This is a genomic window from Methanoculleus sp. UBA291, assembly GCF_002499755.1.
GTDB classification, from domain to species: domain Archaea; phylum Halobacteriota; class Methanomicrobia; order Methanomicrobiales; family Methanoculleaceae; genus Methanoculleus; species Methanoculleus palmolei.
In genome coordinates this window covers 1-17,418 of record NZ_DANC01000041.1, presented here as the reverse complement: position 1 = coordinate 17,418, position 17,418 = coordinate 1, and the positions used below count along the sequence as shown (strand labels likewise).

Annotated in this window: 17 protein-coding genes and 1 pseudogene; 5 read left to right on the top strand and 13 right to left on the bottom strand. The window is 61.7% G+C overall.

Annotated elements, in window-relative coordinates; translation table 11 throughout:
* Nucleotides 1–2: 2 nt before the first annotated feature.
* From BP737_RS09325 to BP737_RS09290, 8 genes are all read right to left on the bottom strand, one after another.
* The gene (locus tag BP737_RS09325; RefSeq protein ID WP_292410557.1) at nucleotides 3–1,082 is read right to left on the bottom strand and encodes a nickel-dependent hydrogenase large subunit; all 1,080 of its coding nucleotides are present in this window, start codon (nucleotides 1,080–1,082) and stop codon (nucleotides 3–5) included.
* Nucleotides 1,067–1,447, bottom strand: a complete 381-nt coding sequence (locus BP737_RS09320) for an NADH-quinone oxidoreductase subunit C (RefSeq protein WP_292410555.1) — start codon at nucleotides 1,445–1,447, stop codon at nucleotides 1,067–1,069. Before BP737_RS09320 ends, BP737_RS09325 begins: the two co-directional genes overlap by 16 nt.
* Nucleotides 1,444–1,920 carry an NADH-quinone oxidoreductase subunit B family protein gene (locus tag BP737_RS09315; protein ID WP_292410553.1) on the bottom strand — a complete coding sequence of 159 codons (477 nt, stop codon included), beginning with the start codon at nucleotides 1,918–1,920 and terminating at the stop codon, nucleotides 1,444–1,446. Before BP737_RS09315 ends, BP737_RS09320 begins: the two co-directional genes overlap by 4 nt.
* Entirely contained in the window at nucleotides 1,920–2,783 is an 864-nt protein-coding gene (locus BP737_RS09310) for a respiratory chain complex I subunit 1 family protein (RefSeq protein ID WP_292410552.1), read from the bottom strand. Before BP737_RS09310 ends, BP737_RS09315 begins: the two co-directional genes overlap by 1 nt.
* Nucleotides 2,780–4,690: an NADH-quinone oxidoreductase subunit L gene (locus tag BP737_RS09305; RefSeq protein ID WP_292410551.1), complete on the bottom strand. Its 1,911-nt coding sequence runs from the start codon at nucleotides 4,688–4,690 to the stop codon at nucleotides 2,780–2,782. Before BP737_RS09305 ends, BP737_RS09310 begins: the two co-directional genes overlap by 4 nt.
* 109 nt (nucleotides 4,691–4,799) lie before the next feature.
* Complete coding sequence (locus BP737_RS09300; protein ID WP_292410549.1) at nucleotides 4,800–5,162, bottom strand: HIT family protein; 363 nt, start codon at nucleotides 5,160–5,162, stop codon at nucleotides 4,800–4,802.
* Between the two features lie 46 nt (nucleotides 5,163–5,208).
* Nucleotides 5,209–6,387: a DUF362 domain-containing protein gene (locus BP737_RS09295; protein ID WP_292410547.1), complete on the bottom strand. Its 1,179-nt coding sequence runs from the start codon at nucleotides 6,385–6,387 to the stop codon at nucleotides 5,209–5,211.
* Between the two features lies 1 nt (nucleotide 6,388).
* Complete coding sequence (locus BP737_RS09290) at nucleotides 6,389–7,165, bottom strand: ribonuclease III family protein (RefSeq protein WP_292410545.1); 777 nt, start codon at nucleotides 7,163–7,165, stop codon at nucleotides 6,389–6,391.
* Nucleotides 7,166–7,294: 129 nt separating this feature from the next.
* Here BP737_RS09290 and BP737_RS09285 point away from each other — a divergent pair, with 129 nt between their 5' ends.
* On the top strand, nucleotides 7,295–8,044 hold the full coding sequence (locus tag BP737_RS09285) for a hypothetical protein (RefSeq protein WP_292410543.1): 750 nt from the start codon (nucleotides 7,295–7,297) through the stop codon (nucleotides 8,042–8,044).
* A gap of 13 nt (nucleotides 8,045–8,057) precedes the next feature.
* On the opposite strand, the gene BP737_RS09280 is transcribed toward BP737_RS09285, so the two are convergent.
* Genes BP737_RS09280 through BP737_RS09260 form a run of 5 tightly spaced genes read right to left on the bottom strand, consistent with a single transcriptional unit; the run spans nucleotide 8,058 to nucleotide 13,599 of the window.
* A complete protein-coding gene (locus tag BP737_RS09280; protein ID WP_292410541.1) occupies nucleotides 8,058–9,236 on the bottom strand; it encodes a molybdopterin-binding protein in 1,179 nt (392 codons plus the stop codon).
* A 57-nt stretch (nucleotides 9,237–9,293) separates the two neighbouring features.
* Nucleotides 9,294–10,094 (bottom strand): formylmethanofuran dehydrogenase subunit C, encoded by an 801-nt coding sequence (locus BP737_RS09275; RefSeq protein WP_292410539.1) that lies wholly within the window; start codon nucleotides 10,092–10,094, stop codon nucleotides 9,294–9,296.
* A gap of 11 nt (nucleotides 10,095–10,105) precedes the next feature.
* Nucleotides 10,106–11,812, bottom strand: coding sequence for a formylmethanofuran dehydrogenase subunit A (locus tag BP737_RS09270; protein WP_292410538.1), 1,707 nt, complete (start codon nucleotides 11,810–11,812; stop codon nucleotides 10,106–10,108).
* 3 nt (nucleotides 11,813–11,815) lie between these two features.
* A complete protein-coding gene (locus BP737_RS09265; RefSeq protein ID WP_292410536.1) occupies nucleotides 11,816–13,186 on the bottom strand; it encodes a formylmethanofuran dehydrogenase subunit B in 1,371 nt (456 codons plus the stop codon).
* The gene (locus BP737_RS09260) at nucleotides 13,186–13,599 is read right to left on the bottom strand and encodes a molybdopterin dinucleotide binding domain-containing protein (RefSeq protein ID WP_292410534.1); all 414 of its coding nucleotides are present in this window, start codon (nucleotides 13,597–13,599) and stop codon (nucleotides 13,186–13,188) included. The genes BP737_RS09265 and BP737_RS09260 overlap by 1 nt, the downstream gene beginning before the upstream one ends.
* Before the next feature lie 1,145 nt (nucleotides 13,600–14,744).
* On the opposite strand from BP737_RS09260, the gene mcrB reads away from it, so the two are divergent.
* The 4 genes and pseudogenes from mcrB to BP737_RS09240 form a co-directional block, all read left to right on the top strand.
* Nucleotides 14,745–16,049, top strand: coding sequence for a coenzyme-B sulfoethylthiotransferase subunit beta (gene mcrB, locus BP737_RS09255; RefSeq protein ID WP_292410533.1), 1,305 nt, complete (start codon nucleotides 14,745–14,747; stop codon nucleotides 16,047–16,049).
* 27 nt (nucleotides 16,050–16,076) lie between these two features.
* Nucleotides 16,077–16,286, top strand: coding sequence for a methyl-coenzyme M reductase operon protein D (locus BP737_RS09250; protein WP_342686166.1), 210 nt, complete (start codon nucleotides 16,077–16,079; stop codon nucleotides 16,284–16,286).
* Nucleotides 16,287–16,368: 82 nt separating this feature from the next.
* A complete protein-coding gene (mcrG, locus tag BP737_RS09245; RefSeq protein WP_292410531.1) occupies nucleotides 16,369–17,133 on the top strand; it encodes a coenzyme-B sulfoethylthiotransferase subunit gamma in 765 nt (254 codons plus the stop codon).
* Nucleotides 17,134–17,138: 5 nt separating this feature from the next.
* Nucleotides 17,139–17,418 (top strand): annotated as a pseudogene (locus tag BP737_RS09240) (methyl-coenzyme M reductase subunit alpha); the annotation flags it as partial.

Genomic DNA, 17,418 nt, shown 5'->3' with positions numbered 1-17,418 from the left:
TTTCACCTCTCCGTGCAGCTGATGCAGGGGTCGATCGAGAGGACCACGACCGGGACATCGGCGAGCTGGGCGCCGGGGAGCATCTTCACGAGCATCGGAATGTTCGCGAGCGTCGGCGTCCTGATCCGGGACCGGACAAGGTGCTTGGTGCCGTTGCCCCGCAGGTAGTGGACGACCTCGCCCCGCGGCTGCTCCACGCGGGAGAAGTACTCGCCGTCCGGCATCCCCTTCACCTTCACGTCGAGCGGGCCGTCGGGCATGGCGTCGATCGCCTGCCGGATGAGGTCGATGGAGGTGAAGAGTTCCCCGGCCCGGACGGCGCACCGGGCGTAGCAATCCCCGGTGGTCTCGACGACCGGCCTGAAATCGAGGTCGCCGTACGCCGCATAGCCGGTCTCCCGGAGGTCTACCCTGACCCCGCTTGCTCTCACGGTCGGGCCGACGGCCCCGAGGGCGTAAGCCGCGTCCTTTCCGACGACACCGAGCCCCCGAAGGCGGTACTTCACCGTCTCGTCGTTTAAGAAGACGTCGGTGAGGTCCCGGCACTTCTCCTCGAAGGAGTCGAGTGCGCGGTGCATCTCACCGAGTTTCTCCGGTTCGATGTCGCGCCTGACCCCGCCGATCTTGCAGGTGCCCTGGATGACCCGGCCGCCGGTGGTGTCCTCGAGCACATCGAGCACGCTCTCCCGGAGTTGCCAGGACCGCATGAAGAGGTTCTCAAAGCCCATAGCGTCGGCAAAGAGCCCGAGCCAGAGGAGGTGAGAGTGGAGACGCGAGCACTCCGACCAGATCGTCCGGAGGTACCGCGCCCGGTCCGGGACCTCGATCCCCATAATGTGCTCGACCCCCTGACAGTAGCAGAGCGCGTGCATGAAACTGCAGATCCCGCAGATCCGCTCGGCCACGTAGACATACTCGGGAAATTCGCGTTTCTGCACGAGTTGTTCGAGTCCGCGATGGATATAGCCGATGGACGGGACCGCCTCCACCACCGTCTCGTCCTCGAGGACGAGGTCGAGGTGGATCGGTTCCGGCAGCACCGGGTGCTGCGGCCCGAACGGCACGACTATGCGTTCCGGCATGGATCGCCTCCCCTTCTCGTGACGCTGAACGGATACTTCTCCGCCGACCTGATGAACGTCCCCTTAAAGTCGATGTTGATCCCCGTGACCGGGATTCCGAAAAGGTCGTGCATCTCGTTCTCGTAGACGAACGCTCCCCAGTAAGTCCCGGAGATGCTCGGGACCTCCGTCTCCGGCCCGACTGTCAGGCGGAGGTTTCTGAACCGGTAGTCCTTATCGAACGAGTAGTTGATCTCGTATGAACCGCCGATGTCCGTGCACCCGATCTGGACGAGGCGGTAGCCGTCGGCATGGAGTCTCTCGACCTCACGCGTGAGGTCCTCCAGCGCGACGCTGATAGTGGTCTGTTCTTCGTTGACTCTCATGTGCTCTCACCTGCCGCATGTCGCGCACGCTCTTTTTCCTGCGCCGCCCCGGTCATCTTCGCCCGTTTCTCTTCGAGGACCCCGAGCGCCGCAACGACGCCGTCGATGATCTGCTCCGGTCTCGCCGCGCATCCCGGAACGTAGACGTCCACGGGGATAACTTTGTCGACGCCTCCCGTGATGTTGTAGCACTCCCGGAATATGCCGCCGGTTGCGGCGCAGGCACCGATCGCAACGACGACCTTCGGCTCCGGCATCTGTTCGTAGAGGTTCCTGACCACCGCGCGGTTCAACTCGTTGATCCCGCCGGTGATCAGCAGGATGTCCGCATGCTTCGGGTTTCCGGTGTTGATGATGCCGAACCGCTCCACATCGTAGAGCGGCGTCAGGCATGCCAGCACCTCGATGTCGCACCCGTTGCAGCTGGACGCATCGTAGTGAAGGATCCAGGGCGATCGCTTCAGGAATGTCATTACCATACACCTCCGGTCATCACATAGGAGAGGAACGCAAGGTTCACGATACCGAGAACCCCCGCTGCCCACCCGCTCTTCAGGGCCGCCTGCCACCGCGCCCGTGCGGTGACGTTGTCGATGAAGATCTCCGCTCCGTAGGTGACCGCGACCGCAATGATCCCGATAACCGGGTTCCAGGCAAAGAAGAGGTAGATGAACCCGAGGAGGAAGACGTTCTCGTACCAGTGGGCGATCTCGACCGCGCCGAGCGTGGAGCCCGAGAACTCCGTCGTGATGCCCTTGACGATCTCCTGGTGCGCGTGGTGCGACGTCGAGATGTCGAAGGGGGACTTCCGGAGTTTGATCGTGAGGATGACCGCAAAGCCGATGAAGACGCCGGGGAGGTAGAGGATCGCCGGCACGGTTGCGGCGGCGATATCGGCGACGTTGAAACTGTTCGTGACCATGTAGAGCCCGACGGCCGCGAGGATGATCATCGGTTCGTAGGCCATCAACTGGATCAGCTCCCGCTCGGCTCCGATGTGGCTGTAGGGGGAGTGGACCGCGTAGGCCCCGAGCACCAGGAAGACGTGGGCGAGCGTGAAGGCAAAGACGACCAGAAGCAGGTCCCCTCCCGCGAAGAAGAGGGCGCCGGAGACGGCGATGAAGACCAGGTATGCAAGGACGTAGAAGTTCTGCGCTATGGTGACGACGACGTTCTCCTTCTCGAAGAGTTTGCCGACGTCGTAGAACGGCTGCAGGAGCGGCGGTCCGACCCTCCCCTGCATCCGTGCGGTGATCTTTCGATCGATTCCTGCGATGAGGCCGCCTGCGATGGGCGCAAAGATGAGGAAGAGGACCGCACTGATAATTCCGTTCATAGGGCCGCCCCCGCGAGGACCCACGATGCAAGTATCAGGGCGATGCAGATCGCCGCTCCGGGGCGGAAGAGCCGTGCTTCGCCGAAGTACTCGGTGAGGTAGTAGTTCCGTGTCTGAGCCTCCCGCGAGAGGCCGAGGGACCCGGCAAAGTGCAGGTCCGGCGTCGCCGGCCTCCCGCCCATGTAGGCCGGGAGGTGTTTTGCGCTCCTCCGGAAGAGGTGGAACGAGACGGGGAGGATCAGCAAGAGGGCCATCATCAGGAGCATGATGGCGATGTTTGCCTGTGCAAGACCCGTCGTAACCCCGTAGACGGCGAGGACGTAGGGCTCAACCAGGGTCGAGGATATGACCGGGAAGAGGAAGACGGCCGCTATCACGAGGCCTGTGATGATGTAGAGGGGGGCCCAGGACTCCTGGAAGAACCCTTTCTCGACCCGCTCCGTATTCCGGGTGACCGTCACGAGTTTGCCCATCCACTTCGCCCAGAAGAAGACGGTGACGGCGCTCCCGTAGGCGAGGATGGCGATGAAGATCAGGCCGAAGGGGGCCTGGACCCGGACGAACGCCTCGATCGCCGCCCACTTGGAGATCAGCATGCCGAAGGGCGCAAGGAACATCCCGGCGATCCCGACGAACATCATCACCGCCATCTTCGGCATCCGGACGATCAGGCCCTCCATGTCCTCGATGTTGCGGCTCCCGGTCCGATGCTCGATAGCACCGGTCCCGAGGAAGAGGAGCGCCTTCGCGACGGCGTGGAAGACGATAAGGAGGATTGCGGCCCAGACGAGCATGTAGGTCCCGACACCCGCACAGGCGGCTATCAGCCCGAGGTTTGCTATCGTCGAGTAGGCGAGGACCGATTTCGCGTCGCTCTGCGAGATTGCGATTGCGGATGCGGCGAGGAAGGTCACCCCGCCGACAAGCCCGAGAGAGTACCCGGCGAACGTTCCGGCATAGACCGGCGAGAACCGGACCAGGATATAGACGCCGGCCTTGACCATGGTGCTCGAGTGGAGCAGGGCCGAGACCGGGGTCGGGGCCACCATCGCCCCGAGGAGCCATGAGGAGAAAGGCATCAGCGCGGCCTTCGTGATGCCGGCAAACCCGATCAGGACGGCCGGGATCAGGACGGCGGCTGAATCGGGGGAAGCAAGTACCCGGGCGAGGTCGATGCCTCCGCTCGTCGGGGCGGCTATGGCGAGGAAGACGAGCGCCGCGACGAACGCGATCCCGCCGAGGAGGTTCATCACCAGGGCACGGAAGGCGTTCTTCGTCGCCTCCCCCGTCTCCGAATAACCGATCAGCAGGAATGAACTGATGGTGGTGATCTCCCAGAAGAAGAAGAGCCACATGAGGTTATTGGAGAAGACGAGGCCGAACATCGCGGCGAGGAAGACGAAGATGACGAAGAAGAACATCTTCTGCCGGTCGCGCACCTCCGGATGGTGCCGGTGATACGTCTCCATGTACCCGACCGCGTAGACGGCTATGAGACTCCCGATGATCCCTATGATCAGGGCCATAATGATGGAGAACTGGTCGATAAAGAGGTTACTTACCGCATGAAGGTTCTCCGGGAATGTTGCCTCAAGGTACACCACCAGCGCCGCCTGAACGACGGCCAGTAAGATTGCCAGATAGTTTCTGAACTTTGCGCCCATGTAGACGATGAAGAGCGCGAGCCCCATCTCGATGACCACCATGGCGAGGTCGACCGCTCCCGAAGGCGCGGCAAAGTAGACCGCGCCCTCGAACGCGTACCGGATAAGCAGGTATATCGACGCCCCACCGATGACGAGAGCGGAGAGGGCGACCACCGCGTAGCGCAACGCCGTTCGTTTAACGAACAATAAAAGACATGCGACGAGGATGGGAAACAGTATTAGGAAGAGCAGCGTCTGCAACTATTGTCCCTCGTAGGGTAACTATGCCTTACCTACATTATTAATCATTCCAAATGGTACCTCCGGTGACGCTGCGTTTCGGGCCGGATTTTCGTCGTTCCCGTCAATTTCACTCGTGCGGTATCACGCCCCGCACGCCTCCTTCGTGATCTCCGGGAGCATCTCCCCGGTAGCGCGGGATGAAGTGGATGTGGACGTGCATGATGTTCTGTCCTGCGGCCGCCCCGACGTTGACGCCGATGTTGTAGCCGTCGGGATGCCGCTTCCTGTCGGTGAGCGCCCTGCAGTCGTCGATGAGCCGGGCAAACGCCATCTTCTCTTCGTCGGTCGTATCAAAATAACTCGCCACGTGTCGGAACGGTATGATGAGCAGGTGGCCGGGGCTGGCCGGGTGGATGTCGTAACGGGCGTAGCAAAGGTCGTTTTTTGCCACGATATCTTCCGGGGCCGGGTTGCAGAACGGGCATGGCATGGCTCCTGCTCGTTCCCATCCCTCATGAGTGTTTTGGCCGGTCGCGTTACCCGAGGAGGCGGGCGAGGAGTTTCCCGGCGAGGCCCCGGGAGAGGACGACGGCGTGCTCGGTGCACATCTCATGGCAGCAGTAGCACCGGATGCAGCGTGAAAGGTCGATCGCCGCTTTGCCTTCGGCAACGGTGATCGCCTGCACCGGGCAGATCCGCCCGCACTTCCGGCAGCCGACGCATGCCGGGGTGACCACACCGGGCCGGGGAGCATAGATCTTCCCGAACCGCTGGACGACGGCGAGCATCGCGCGCCGCCAGATGCCTGCGCCGCCCCCCGTGTAGGTCGAGGGTTTCCGGAAGTCCGGGACCGCAAACTCCGCCGGGTCGTCGCCGACCGTCCGGACGGAGAGGGGGTCGAAGAGGCCGCGCGCGGCTGCGCTCCTGATGCTCCCGATCTCGCACGGGTCCATGCCGATGAGCCGGGCGAGGACGGTGTCCACGGCCGAATAGTCGCTCCCGGCGAGGATGACCCCTATCTTCCTCGGGCTCCCCGACTGGGGGCCGTCTCCCTCCATCCCCATCACCGCGTCCACGACCTGAAGCCGGGGCTTCATGCACTCGTTGAGATCGACGAGCATCCTCCCGAACGCGTATTCGTTCTGGAACCGGAAGTGGAAGACCGGCTTCTCGAGCCCCGGGATGAGCCCGAAGAGGTTCTTCGCGGCGCCGGTCATCCGGGTCCACATGTGGGTCTTTGCTTTTGAGACGACCACGATTGCGTCGGCCTCTACGGCGGGGGTGATGATGGAGAACTGATTCATCGCCTCCCCCTCCGGGAACCTAACGACCCGCGAAGAGGTATCGTAGTTCAGGGCGGCGCCGGTCTTTGCCGCTGCCGCCGCGTAGCCGGTGCGTGCGTATGCCCGCCGCAGGTTCGCCTCGCTGTAGACGACCCCGGCCCCCGGGCTGTCGCCGATGACGACCCGGCACCCGTGCCGGGCGAGGAGCCGGGCGACGGCGGCGACGACTGCCGGGTGGGTGGTGACGCACTGTTCCGGTTCCTGTCCCTGCAGGAGGTTCGGTTTGAGAAGGACCCGCTCTTTCGGCGCGACAAACCTCTCGATGCCGCCGAGGAGGTCGACCGCGCGGCGGACGGCGGAATCGATCTCCTCCGGGGCGTAACCGTCGCACCGAACGACCGCGACGGTCGAATCCCGCACGGGCGGCTGCATCTCACTCCTCCCCGAGACGACCGAGCGCCTCTTTTGCCGCGAGCATCGCAGCTCCCTGCTTGGTCCGCGCCTCCCCCTCACCGATGAGAGTTTTTCCGACGGATACCCGGGCGGCCCAGATCGGGCAGTTTCCGGGGCCCGTCCGACGGTAGGCGTAATCGAGAACGCCGAGGTTCTCCCGTGCGACGTACTCCTGGAGCCTCCCCCGGTAGTTCCGGCGGCCGTCGCACTCCGCGATCTCCCCTTCAAAGATCGCGAGCACCACCTCCCGGGCCGCGTCGAGGCCGCGATCGAGGTAGATGGCGCCGATCAGGGCTTCGAACGCGTCGGCGACGATGGAGTCGGTCGGCGCCTGCCCCCGTCGCCTGACGACGCCGTCGATGCCGAGGCCCTGCCGGCGCACGATCTCGGCGAGTTTGGTGTTCCTCGTCACCTGGAGTCTCCGGTTCATCTCGCCGGGCGAAAGGTCGTACCCGCCGTAGAGGTGGTCGGCGATGACGAAGTCGAGGACGTAGTTTCCCAGAAACTCGAGCCGCTCGTTGTCGTCGGCCGTCGTTTGCGGGTACTCGGCGCCGTTTGCGTACGACCGGTGGGTCAGCGCCCGGTCGTAGAGGGAGAGGGCCGCATCGGTGACGTCCGTGATCCCGAACGGGGGGCGGGCGAGGAGCGCCCGTATCTCCGCCTTCCGGTCGTTGCCGGAGGGCCCCGGGCGTCCGGGAGGTTTCCGCCCGAGGGGGCTGCCGATGCGAAGTTTTTTCCAGATGGTGGAGAGTCTCATGGCTGTTTTATGCGGGGGCCCTTGCCGCTTCTCTCTATAAATGGCTTGTCTCCTGCAGGATAAACCTTTGCCGGAGGCGGGAAGCCGGGAAACCTTTTCGTTGTCTTGGAATAGAGATCTCTATCCGCAATGCAGTCAGCGACGGTCGAGGCAGGCAGGCGCGTTTACCTGGACATCGAGTTCGGTTACGTCTACGGCACCTGTCGAAGGGTCATCATGCCGATCGAGATCGGTGCGGTCGTTCACCGGCCGGGGGACGACAGCGTTCGTTACAGGGGCGAGCAGTTCCGGTACGACGTTGATGTCGAGATCTGGAAGAAGGTGACCGACTCGTGCGGCAAGACCGTCGGTGTCGCGACGACCGTGGCGAACATGGACCGCGGCGAGTACGGGATGCCCTACGACCATGCCTTTCGGGCTCCGGATAATGAGGTGCCGGCGGCAAAAACAACTGCAAGAGCCGCGTTCGCAGACCTTAAGCATTTTATGGAGTCTCTCCTCTCGGCCGGAGATGCCCCGGCGATCGTCGTCTTTGCGGCGAGTATGGAGAAGGCGGCTTTCCGGGCTGCAGACGTCTCGCTCGACGGGTGTATGCTGGTCGACCTCCAGCGCGAGATCCGTCGGCGCTTTGAGATGAAACAGGTCCTCTCTCTCGATCGCCTCGCCCGTCTCATCGACTTTCACGCCGACGGGTCCGCTGTCGTCTCGACACACTTCCGGTACCCGATCCCCGGGGAGTACCGGGGCCTTCTCGGCGCTCACCGGGGGATGGGCGACGCCGTCCGGACGTTCCTCCTCGCACGCGAGTTCGAAGAGCGGCTTCCGGACCTTGAGGCCCGCGTCCGCGCCCTGGTGGATGCCTGCAGGACCGGGGAGTAAGGAGGGGTTTTGCTCACCCTGTCCGGTTCCCGGTCAGGAGGACGTCGACCTCCGTACCCGCCGGGAGGTTCCCGGCGCCCGCCGGGACGTGCAGGTAGGCGTTTGCACGCACCGCCGTCATCTGCGTCCCGGCCCCCCGCGGCAGGGGAGTGGCGGCATACTGTTCTCCTGCGGGCATGACGGTGAGAAAGACGAACTCGTCGGTCTCAGGGCCGGTCATGACCGCCCCGGCGAGCCTGACCCGGAGGCGCTCCGGGGGCCGGGGACGGAAACCCCACGCCGCGAGCAGGGGAAGGGCGAGTTCCCGTACGACCGTCTGGGCGGCGATCGGGTATCCCGGAAGTCCGATGACCGGTTTACCTTTGATCCGCCCGACGATCGCCGGTTTTCCGGGTTTCATCGCAATACCGTGGACGAGCACATCGCCGAGGTCGCCGATGACCCCGGCGGTGAAGTCCCGGGTGCCTGCCGATGACCCTGCGGAGACCAGGAGCAGGTCGTTCTCGCGGATGCCCCGCCCGATAGCCTCCCGGAGGAGTTCAGGGTCGTCGCGGACGATTCCGTAGCGGGTGCAGGAGGCGCCGGCCTCACCGAGCAGTGCCGCTGCAACGGCGGTGTTGCTCTCGATCACCTCTCCCGGACCCGGGGTCCGACCCGCCGGGACCAGTTCGCTTCCCGTCGGGATGAGGCCGACTTTTACCTCTCTTACATCGACCTCGGTGATGCCGTAGGAGAGGAGCGCCCCGATATCGCAGGGGCGTATCGTGTGTCCCGCCGGGAGGATCATCTCGCCCTCGCGGATCTCCTCACCGGCGGGGTGAATGTGCTCCCCCGGCAGCACCGTCTTCTGGGTGCTCCAGCGCCCTTCTTCCCCGACGATGTCCTCGATCATGACGACGGCATCGTAGCCGGGAGGGATTGCGTTGCCGGTGTTCACCCGGCAGGGGTTTCGGAGCAGGGCCGGGTTACGGTCGCCGGCCCCGAGGGTCTCGCTGCTCACGACAGCAAAGCCGTCCCGTGCGGCGATGTTTGTTGCCGGGACCGTCAGTGGTGAGTGAACGGGCTTTGCCGTTATCCGTCCGGCCGCCCCGGCCGCCGGGACCCGGGTAGTCCGGTCCGGCCGCGGAAAAGTGGACCGCATCATCTCCAGAACCCGTGCGAACGGCTTTCGCACGAGAGCAGACCTCATCATGGTGATCTTGCCTTATCGCCTGCTCGAAACGAACCCGGCATTTGCCCGGAAAAAAAGTTAGATTCTGGTGTAGATATTTGCATACACCGTCTTGCCTTTTGCGACCGGGTGGCGTTCGCCGAGGTCTCCGATGTAGTGGGCAAAGCGGGCCTTCTCACCGTCGACCTCCTGCTCCATCTCGTCGACCAGTTTGAATCCCGGGAGCGGGTTTTCTATCGTCCCGTAGACGTAGATATTGCCTTTCACCATCTGTCCGCCGACGCGGCCTTTGGCGTTGCCCTTGATGATAACCGTGCCGCCTTCGCCGTGGGTGGAGACGTGGATGTCCGCGTCGCCGCCGATGATGATCGTCCCGCCGTTGATGAACGTAGCCGTATCGTTACCGACATTCCCGGCGACCCGGATCAGACCGCCTTTCATGCCGCGCCATTCGCCGCGGGGGGATGAGCCAAGGTGATGATAAGCGTCTCCATCGATGATCAACTCGCCGCCTTCCATCCCGATGCCGCAGAACGAGTCGACGTTCCCTTTTACGTGGATCTTTCCGCCCTTCATCCAGCCGCCGATGTACATGTCGGCGTTCCCTTCGATAACGATCTCGCCGGCAGTCATCTGCTGGCCGATCCGTTTCACACGGGTGCAGTCGCCGCGTAGAACGATCGTTGTCTCGGCCGCGGTCGCTCCGCCGTCGCCTGTGACGGTGAAGTACTTCCCGAGCGGGCTCTTCTGTTTGCCCTCCCAGACGTCGAGGGCGGCGATCTCGGCGGCGGTCTTTCCTGCAAAGTTGTCCGGAGTGATGTTCTGCCCCTCGAGAATGAGTTCGGGGGGGTTGGTCAGGGTGAGAGTTACTGTCTTCATGTTTTATCGCCTCATTCCGTCGTATCTACCTCGATCACCCGCGGGTTGTGGAGATGGTCCGTAAAGAGCGAGTAGTTGCCGAGGTTCACGCTGTAGTGCCTGAGGAAGTGCTCGTAGATGTCTCTCTGCACCTGCGCGTTCTCCGGGACCTTCACGTCGACCCAGATGGTCCGCTTCGCGGGCTCTGCGACGACCTCGCCGTCCTGGACGGTAACGGTGCCGTCTTTCACGAGCCAGGCGCACCGCGAGAACGCCTTCTCGATCTCAGCCGGGTCGGAGGGTATATTCTCGGGGTTGAGCGGGTAGACGGCGATGTCGGCGTCCATGCCGGGGGCAAGCCCGCCGTACATGTTGCTGATGCCGAGCGCCCGTGCCGGCCCGGCCCGGGTCATCTGTGCGATCTCGTAGAGCGTGAGTTCGCGGTCGATACTGTCGATGGACGTGGATTCGATTGTCCTGTTGAGCCACTTGAACGTCTTCATCGTCTCGTCACGCGCCGCCCTGCTCATCAGCCAGGCAATGACCCGCGGATAGCGGGTGAACGGCCCGGCGTTGGGGTGGTCGGTGGTCAGGAAGATTCGCATCATGTCTTTGGCATAGAGGGCGAGTTCCAGACCGACGGCCCACTGGATGGTGCAGACCTTGATGTTCGGGCTGTAGATGTAGGGCACGACGCCTGCGGCGGTCTCGAGTTCCACGTCGGTGTTCGCCCACTTCAGGTGGTTCAACTCGGTGAGGTGGTGCTCGAACGGCCCGTCGGCGGTCATCGTCGTGGTCTCGTCGAGCGTCACCTGGCCCATATCGACGGTGAGGTTGTCGTGGGCGTTCACGTAGTCCATGACATCCTTTGCCTTGGACTCCATGTTCCCCCAGGAGTCGCCGCCGTAGGAGTGGAACTGAAGGTGCGTGACATGCATCACCTGCTCCCGGCCGAAGTTGTTCTTCGGGGTGTAACCCTCGGCGAGTCTGAGCGACTCGAGGGTGTCGACGTAGTTGCCCGGGTTTCCGAGGTTGTTGCAGTGCAGGTGCACCGAGTGGGGGAGGCCGAGGTGTTCGTTCGTCTCGATGAGCCCCTTCACGATCTCCGCCGGGGTGATATCGAAGTACGGGACCGGGTCGTGAATGTGCTCGCAGTTCAGCCCCCATCCCCAGGCTTCGGAGCCGCCGGGGTTGACGACCTTGATGCCGAACCCCCGGGTGGCCCGGAGGAGCCAGGCGGTGTATGCGGCGTTGTTCTCGATCTCGTGATTTTTCAGGTATTCGAGGGTGAACCAGTTGTTCCCGAAGACCGGCATCGCGGAGTTGTCGATGATCGGGGTATCCCGGATCTCTTCGTGGACGTGGGGGGAATGGAGCGGGGGCATCGCCGCCTCGTTGACGAAGACGTAACCCATCCGTGCGTAGTCGTAGCCGGTCTTGAATGTGGAGGGGACCGAGCAGCCCATCTCCATGCGGCTGCACTTCTTGTGCGGGCTCTTGAAGAGTTTATCCTCCGGGCGGAAGAGCCGGCCGATGTTCACCTTCGGCCCGACCACGTGGGAGTGGATATCGACGCCGCCCGCCATCACGGTCATTCTTGCGGCGTCGATTATCTTTGGATTCTTAAGAGCGCTCGTCTCGACGATCTTACCGTCCTTGATGCCGATATCCATCCGGTCGCCCTTGATCCCCTGCAGGGGGTCAAAGACGAACCCGTTCTTGATTAAAAGTTCGCTCATGGTTCACTCCCCCGCACGGACGCCTTCCGGAGCAGCCTTTGCATGTCCCTTTGCGGCTTCCTCTGCCTCCAGTTCGCCGAGCCTCTTGTAAATCCGCTCGAAGAGTTCCTCGTCGCTGATGACCCCTTCTGGCGGGTCGATGACCTTGCGGTACTGGATCGGGACGTTGTCCATCCGATAGACGATGCCCGGCACCTCGACCCCGACGACTCCCACCGGGATGTGGAGGTCGGAGATCTCGCTTGCCATGCAGATGTTCGGGTCGATGGTGATCCAGGGGTGCTTTCTGAGGTGTTTGACCGCCCCAATCGGGAAGTGAGCGCCGGCATCGGTTCCCACGTTGAAGAAGGCGTCAACCTCATCCCGCATCGCAAGGTCGACGGAACTCGTCTCGCCGGGGTTCATGTAGGCGATGTCCCGTTTCGTCAGGTCGAGACAGTAGGGGTACCCGAACTGCCACGACCAGACCGCACCCGGACCGGTGATGTTGTAGTGGCCCCGCATCGCCATGATCGTCCACTTGGTGAAGTCGTTGAGGTCGCGGGTCAGACTGATGGCGATGTCCACGTTGTGGTTCCGGCCGTCGGAGTGGCAGAGCCCCATGCCGTAGAAGATGGTGCCGAACCGGGCTTTTTTCATGATATCGGCAACCTTGAGGATCTGCTCCCGCTTGATCCCGGCGACCTCTTCGGGGATCTCATGACCGCGGATGACTGCGCGGAACGCGTTGAAGAGGTCGTAGTCGTGTCCCTGCTTCACCTGGAGGTAAATGTCCGCCACCTGGGCGGTGTCGGTGTGCCGGGGGTCGATGACGATGATCTTGCGGCTCATGTGGCCCTTGCCGGTGAAGAAGCCGCGGGGGAAGATCGAGTAGCGGGACATGTGCCGCGGATGGGCATGGGCCGGGTTCGCGCCCCAGTAGACGATGACGTCCGCCCTGTTCTTGGTCTCACCGAGGGTGCAGCTCGGGTAGCCGTTGTCGAATATGGCGAGGAACGAACTGCCGTGGCAGATGGAAGCGCAGTTGTCGAGCACGGCTCCCGCCTTCTCGGCGACTTTGGCCGCAGCGGCCATGCCCTCGCAGTTGGTCGATCCGAACCCGTAGATCAGGGGCTTCTTCGCGTTGTAAAGCACTCTCGCCGCGTAATCGACCGCTTCATCGTAAGAGATCTCTTTATAGGTGCCGTCCGGCTGGCGGAGGCGGGGGAGCCGGACTCTCTCGCTCTCCGTTGCGTGGTGGAAGATCTGGTTGCCGATGGCACAGGCGTTCTCCACCTCGAGGATCTTCTTTCCGTCATCCGATACGGTTACGACGAGGTCGTCGCAGCAGACGCCGCAGTAAGGGCATCCGACGTTTTCAATTTTCTTTGGCATCACTGATCACCTTTCCACAGCCCGACGGCGCTCTGGACGAGTTCGAGCGCGCTCTTGCGTCGTTCGCCGGTGACGGGCTCGACCGTCACGGGAAAACCGCTGTACTGGGGCTCCCCGGTCGCCTGGGTCCGGGGAGGAACAATCTGGTTTGCCCAGACACCCTGCGGTATGAACGCAAGGCCGGGATAGAGCGACTGGCGCCCTTTGACTGCCTTGACGATTACGCTTCCGCATTCGCTCGTCACCCGTACAAGCTGGTTCGGGACGAGACCCAGCGCTTTGACGTCGTCGTCGTGCATCTCGATGATCGAGCAGGCCTCAAAGTATTCCGGGGTCGTTTTGCCCTTTTCCATCGCGACGCCTTCTTCGATGGAGCGCTGGGTGATCATGTTCAATGTAATCCTGTTCGCCATGGTTTTGCCTCATTGCTGTTGGTTGGGGCCGGTCTCCTGAAGTTCCGGTGAATCGGCCTGGGGTATGGTGTCCCGATACGGCCGGATTCTCCTCCACGTTTCGAGAGGGTCTACCGGGCTATCCATACCTGGCAACCGGGCCCCCCTGCACGGGGGAGGCCTGCCAGTCAGGTCGCCGGAACGCCGGAAGACCGTCCGATGTGCTGGGGGCCTCCTCACCTGGGGGTATAGAAGCTGCCCGTACAGAGCTCCGTACGGATCGCTTTGTCATAACTTGTAATGATATGTATTTAACCATTCCGTATTTGTAAGTTTATAAAGGTGACCTGCTCTCTCTTAAAACTGCTATTCGGCAATATTTTGCCCAATACGTTGTATTTTGGGGTTGATTAGAAAAAAATATCACAAGATAAAGCGTCGCCGGAGGGTGGTCCTGAAGACACCTGGTTTATATAGTGATTAACCTGCGGTGTGCGGGGATGGTTGCCCCGTCGTCGGCCCGGAGGGGGTGCATGAAGGTGCGGGGGCCGGTCCGTCCCTCTTTTCACCCTGGATGGACTGAATCTCGGGAGTTACGCCGACGGCCGCCCGGCCTGAGGTGTCTGGATTACGGGGGCCCATCATATTGGTATCTCTTCTGTGCTCTGGTGCAATCTGCCGGATTCTGAAAAATGAAGGTTGATGTCCAATGATTCCACGAAACCCGGCCGGGGCGGGTAGGGTTATTATACCTTTGAGTACAACCTATAAAGCCATATACTGTTAGCCTGTTCTCAGGAAGAAAAATATTAATTACTACTATTGTTTTTATCTCTTTTCTTATTAAATAGTTGTCTCCTCTCGGAAATTTCCCGATGGGTTCTCTGATCAGGCCACCCGGGGAAACTCTTTTTAAGTATCGCATTCAACCATCTGAGTAGATTTATCTTACTTCTAAATTATCCTATTCAAAATATAATGAGTATCTGTATTATATTTTAGAAAAAAGTCTATCTAAATTCGCAAATTTTATTATAATCCCTCTTCTACTCTTATAGTCCCATATGGGACGTGCAGTAGCGGCCTTCAGAGACCCGGAGCAGACGTTTGCCCCGGCCTCTCTCATGAACGGAACGTATTGAACAAGGGTAAAAGGATGAAATACTATGGCTAAATACACGGAAACAATCGATCTCTATTCTGATGACGGGAAGCTGCTCAAGAGCGGCGTCACCCTCGACAGAATCAGCCCGCTGGTTAACCCGGCCACAGGTAAGATCATCGACCTGACCAAGCGAACGATCAACGTCAACCTTGCAGGCATCCAGGATGCGCTCAAGACCGGAAAACTTGGGAAGGGCAAGATCAAGGGAAGAGAACTCGACCTCCCCATCATGGAGAACAAGGACGCCATCGTCGCCAAGATCAAGGAGATGATCCAGGTTGAGGAAGGCGACGACACCCGGATCCTGGAGTTCAACAACGGCAAGCTCCTGCTTGTCGAGGTCCCAACGAAGCGCCTGATCAACGCGGCCACCTACGATGCGGCGATCACCTCGGTCGCAGCCGCGACCACCTTCGCGATCGTCGACCAGTTCGGCATCGACGCCTTCAACGCATCCACCGTCAAGGCAGCCTGCTGGGGCGGCTACCCGCACACCCAGGACATGCAGGGTGCGCTCGTTACGTCGATCCTGAACATCCCCCAGAACAACGAAGGTCTCGGCTACGCGCTCCGGAACATTCCGGTCAACCACACCGTCATGATGACCGGCAAGAACGCCCTGCAGGGCGCGGCACTCGCATCCACCCTCGAGACCGCCGGCATCTTCGAGATGGGGTCCGCCGTCGGGCCTTTCGAGCGCGCCCAGCTGCTCGCCTACGCCTACCAGGGCCTGAACGCGAACAACATGGTCTACGACTTCGTCAAGGCAAACGGCGAGACCGGAACCGTCGGTACGGTCGTCCAGAGCCTGGTCGAGCGGGCCATCGACGACCGGGTCATCGCCCCGGGGAAGAAGGGCGGTTACTTCCAGTTCTACGACACGAAGGACCCCATGCTCTGGAACGCCTACGCTGCTGCGGGAACCATGGCAGCCACCATCGTCAACTGCGGTGCCGGACGGTTCGCCCAGGCGGTCTCCTCGACGCTCCTGTACTTCAACGACCTGCTTGAGCACGAGACCGGTCTTCCGAGCACCGACTACGGCCGTGTCATGGGTACCGCCGTCGGGTTCTCGTTTTTCAGCCACTCGATCTACGGCGGCGGCGGCCCCGGTATCTTCAACGGCAACCACGTCGTGACCCGCCACGCCAACGGTGTGGCCATCCCGTGTGTGGTCGCCGCAATGGCGCTCGACGCCGGAACCCAGATGTTCTCGCCCGAGAGCACCTCGAAGATCTTCGCCGACACCTACGGTAAGATCGACGTGTTCAACAAGCCGATCAACCAGATCGCAAACGGAGCCTGAACGAGCAGAGATCCGAATGAACGCCATATTCCCGCAGGGCAGGATTGTGCCGTCGAGGCTGCTTTTGTCATCGGGGAGATCCGGTCGCTCTGCGACGGCTTCTTCACGGAGTTCCCCTACCGGTTCCAGGAGGGCAGGTTCATCATGAAGACTGCTCCGACGGTCGTGGACTACGCGAAGTATGGACCCCGTGCCGATACGACGCTCATCGGCCTTGCGGACCCCCCGGAACGGTGACCCGAAAACCCGGAAATATGGCTGAAATTCGTTCAAAACAGGAAAAAGATAAGATATCAATCGCTTTGAGGTGAATTGAAACATGGCATACAAGCCCCAGTATGGTCCCGGGACATCGATTGTCGCCGAGAACCGGCGCAAGCAGATGAACCCCCACCACAAGCTTGAGAAGATTCGTTCCGTAACAGATGAGGACATCGTGCTGATCCTCGGCCACCGCGCTCCCGGATCGGCATACCCGAGCGCCCACCCGCCGCTCGCCGAGCAGCAGGAGCCCGACTGCCCCATGCGCAAGCTCGTTAAGCCCACCGCGGGTGCAAAGGCCGGCGATCGGGTCCGTTACATCCAGTTCGCGGACTCGATGTTCAACGCCCCCTCCCAGCCTTACCAGCGGACCTACACCGAGATGTACCGCTTCCGCGGTATCGACCCCGGTACGCTCTCCGGCCGTCAGATTGTCGAGTGCCGTGAGCGCGACCTCGAAAAGTACGCAAAAGAACTCATCGAGACCGAGATGTTCGACCCCGCTCGCGTCGGCATCCGCGGTGCGACCGTGCACGGTCACTCGCTCCGTCTTGCCGAGGACGGCATGATGTTCGATATGCTCCAGAGAGACATCCTCGGTGAGGACGGCATCGTCCGCTACGTCAAGAACCAGATCGGCGAGCCCCTCGACCGTGCGGTTGCCGTCGGCAAGCCCATGGACGAGAAGTGGCTCAAGGCCCACACGACGATCTTCCACTCGCTTGTAGGAACGCCCTACCGTGAAGATACCGAGTACATCGAATACGTCCAGCGCATCCACTCTCTGCGGACGAAATACGGCTTCATGCCGAAAGAGGAGTGATAACAATGGCAAAGATTGAGAGATCCCAGAAACTGTTCCTGAAGGCACTCAAGGAGAAGTTCCAGGGACAGGACGTCGAGTCCGAGACCGCCGAGTTCTACAAGTTCAACGGCGTCCGTCAGTCTCCCCGTAAGATGGAGTTCATGAAGGCAAGCCGTGCCATCGAGATGGACCGCGGCATCTCCATGTACGACCCCGAACGCTGCCACCTCGGCGGCATCCCGATGGGCCAGCGCCAGCTGATGACCTACGAAGTCTCCGACACCGGCGTCTTCGTTGAGGGCG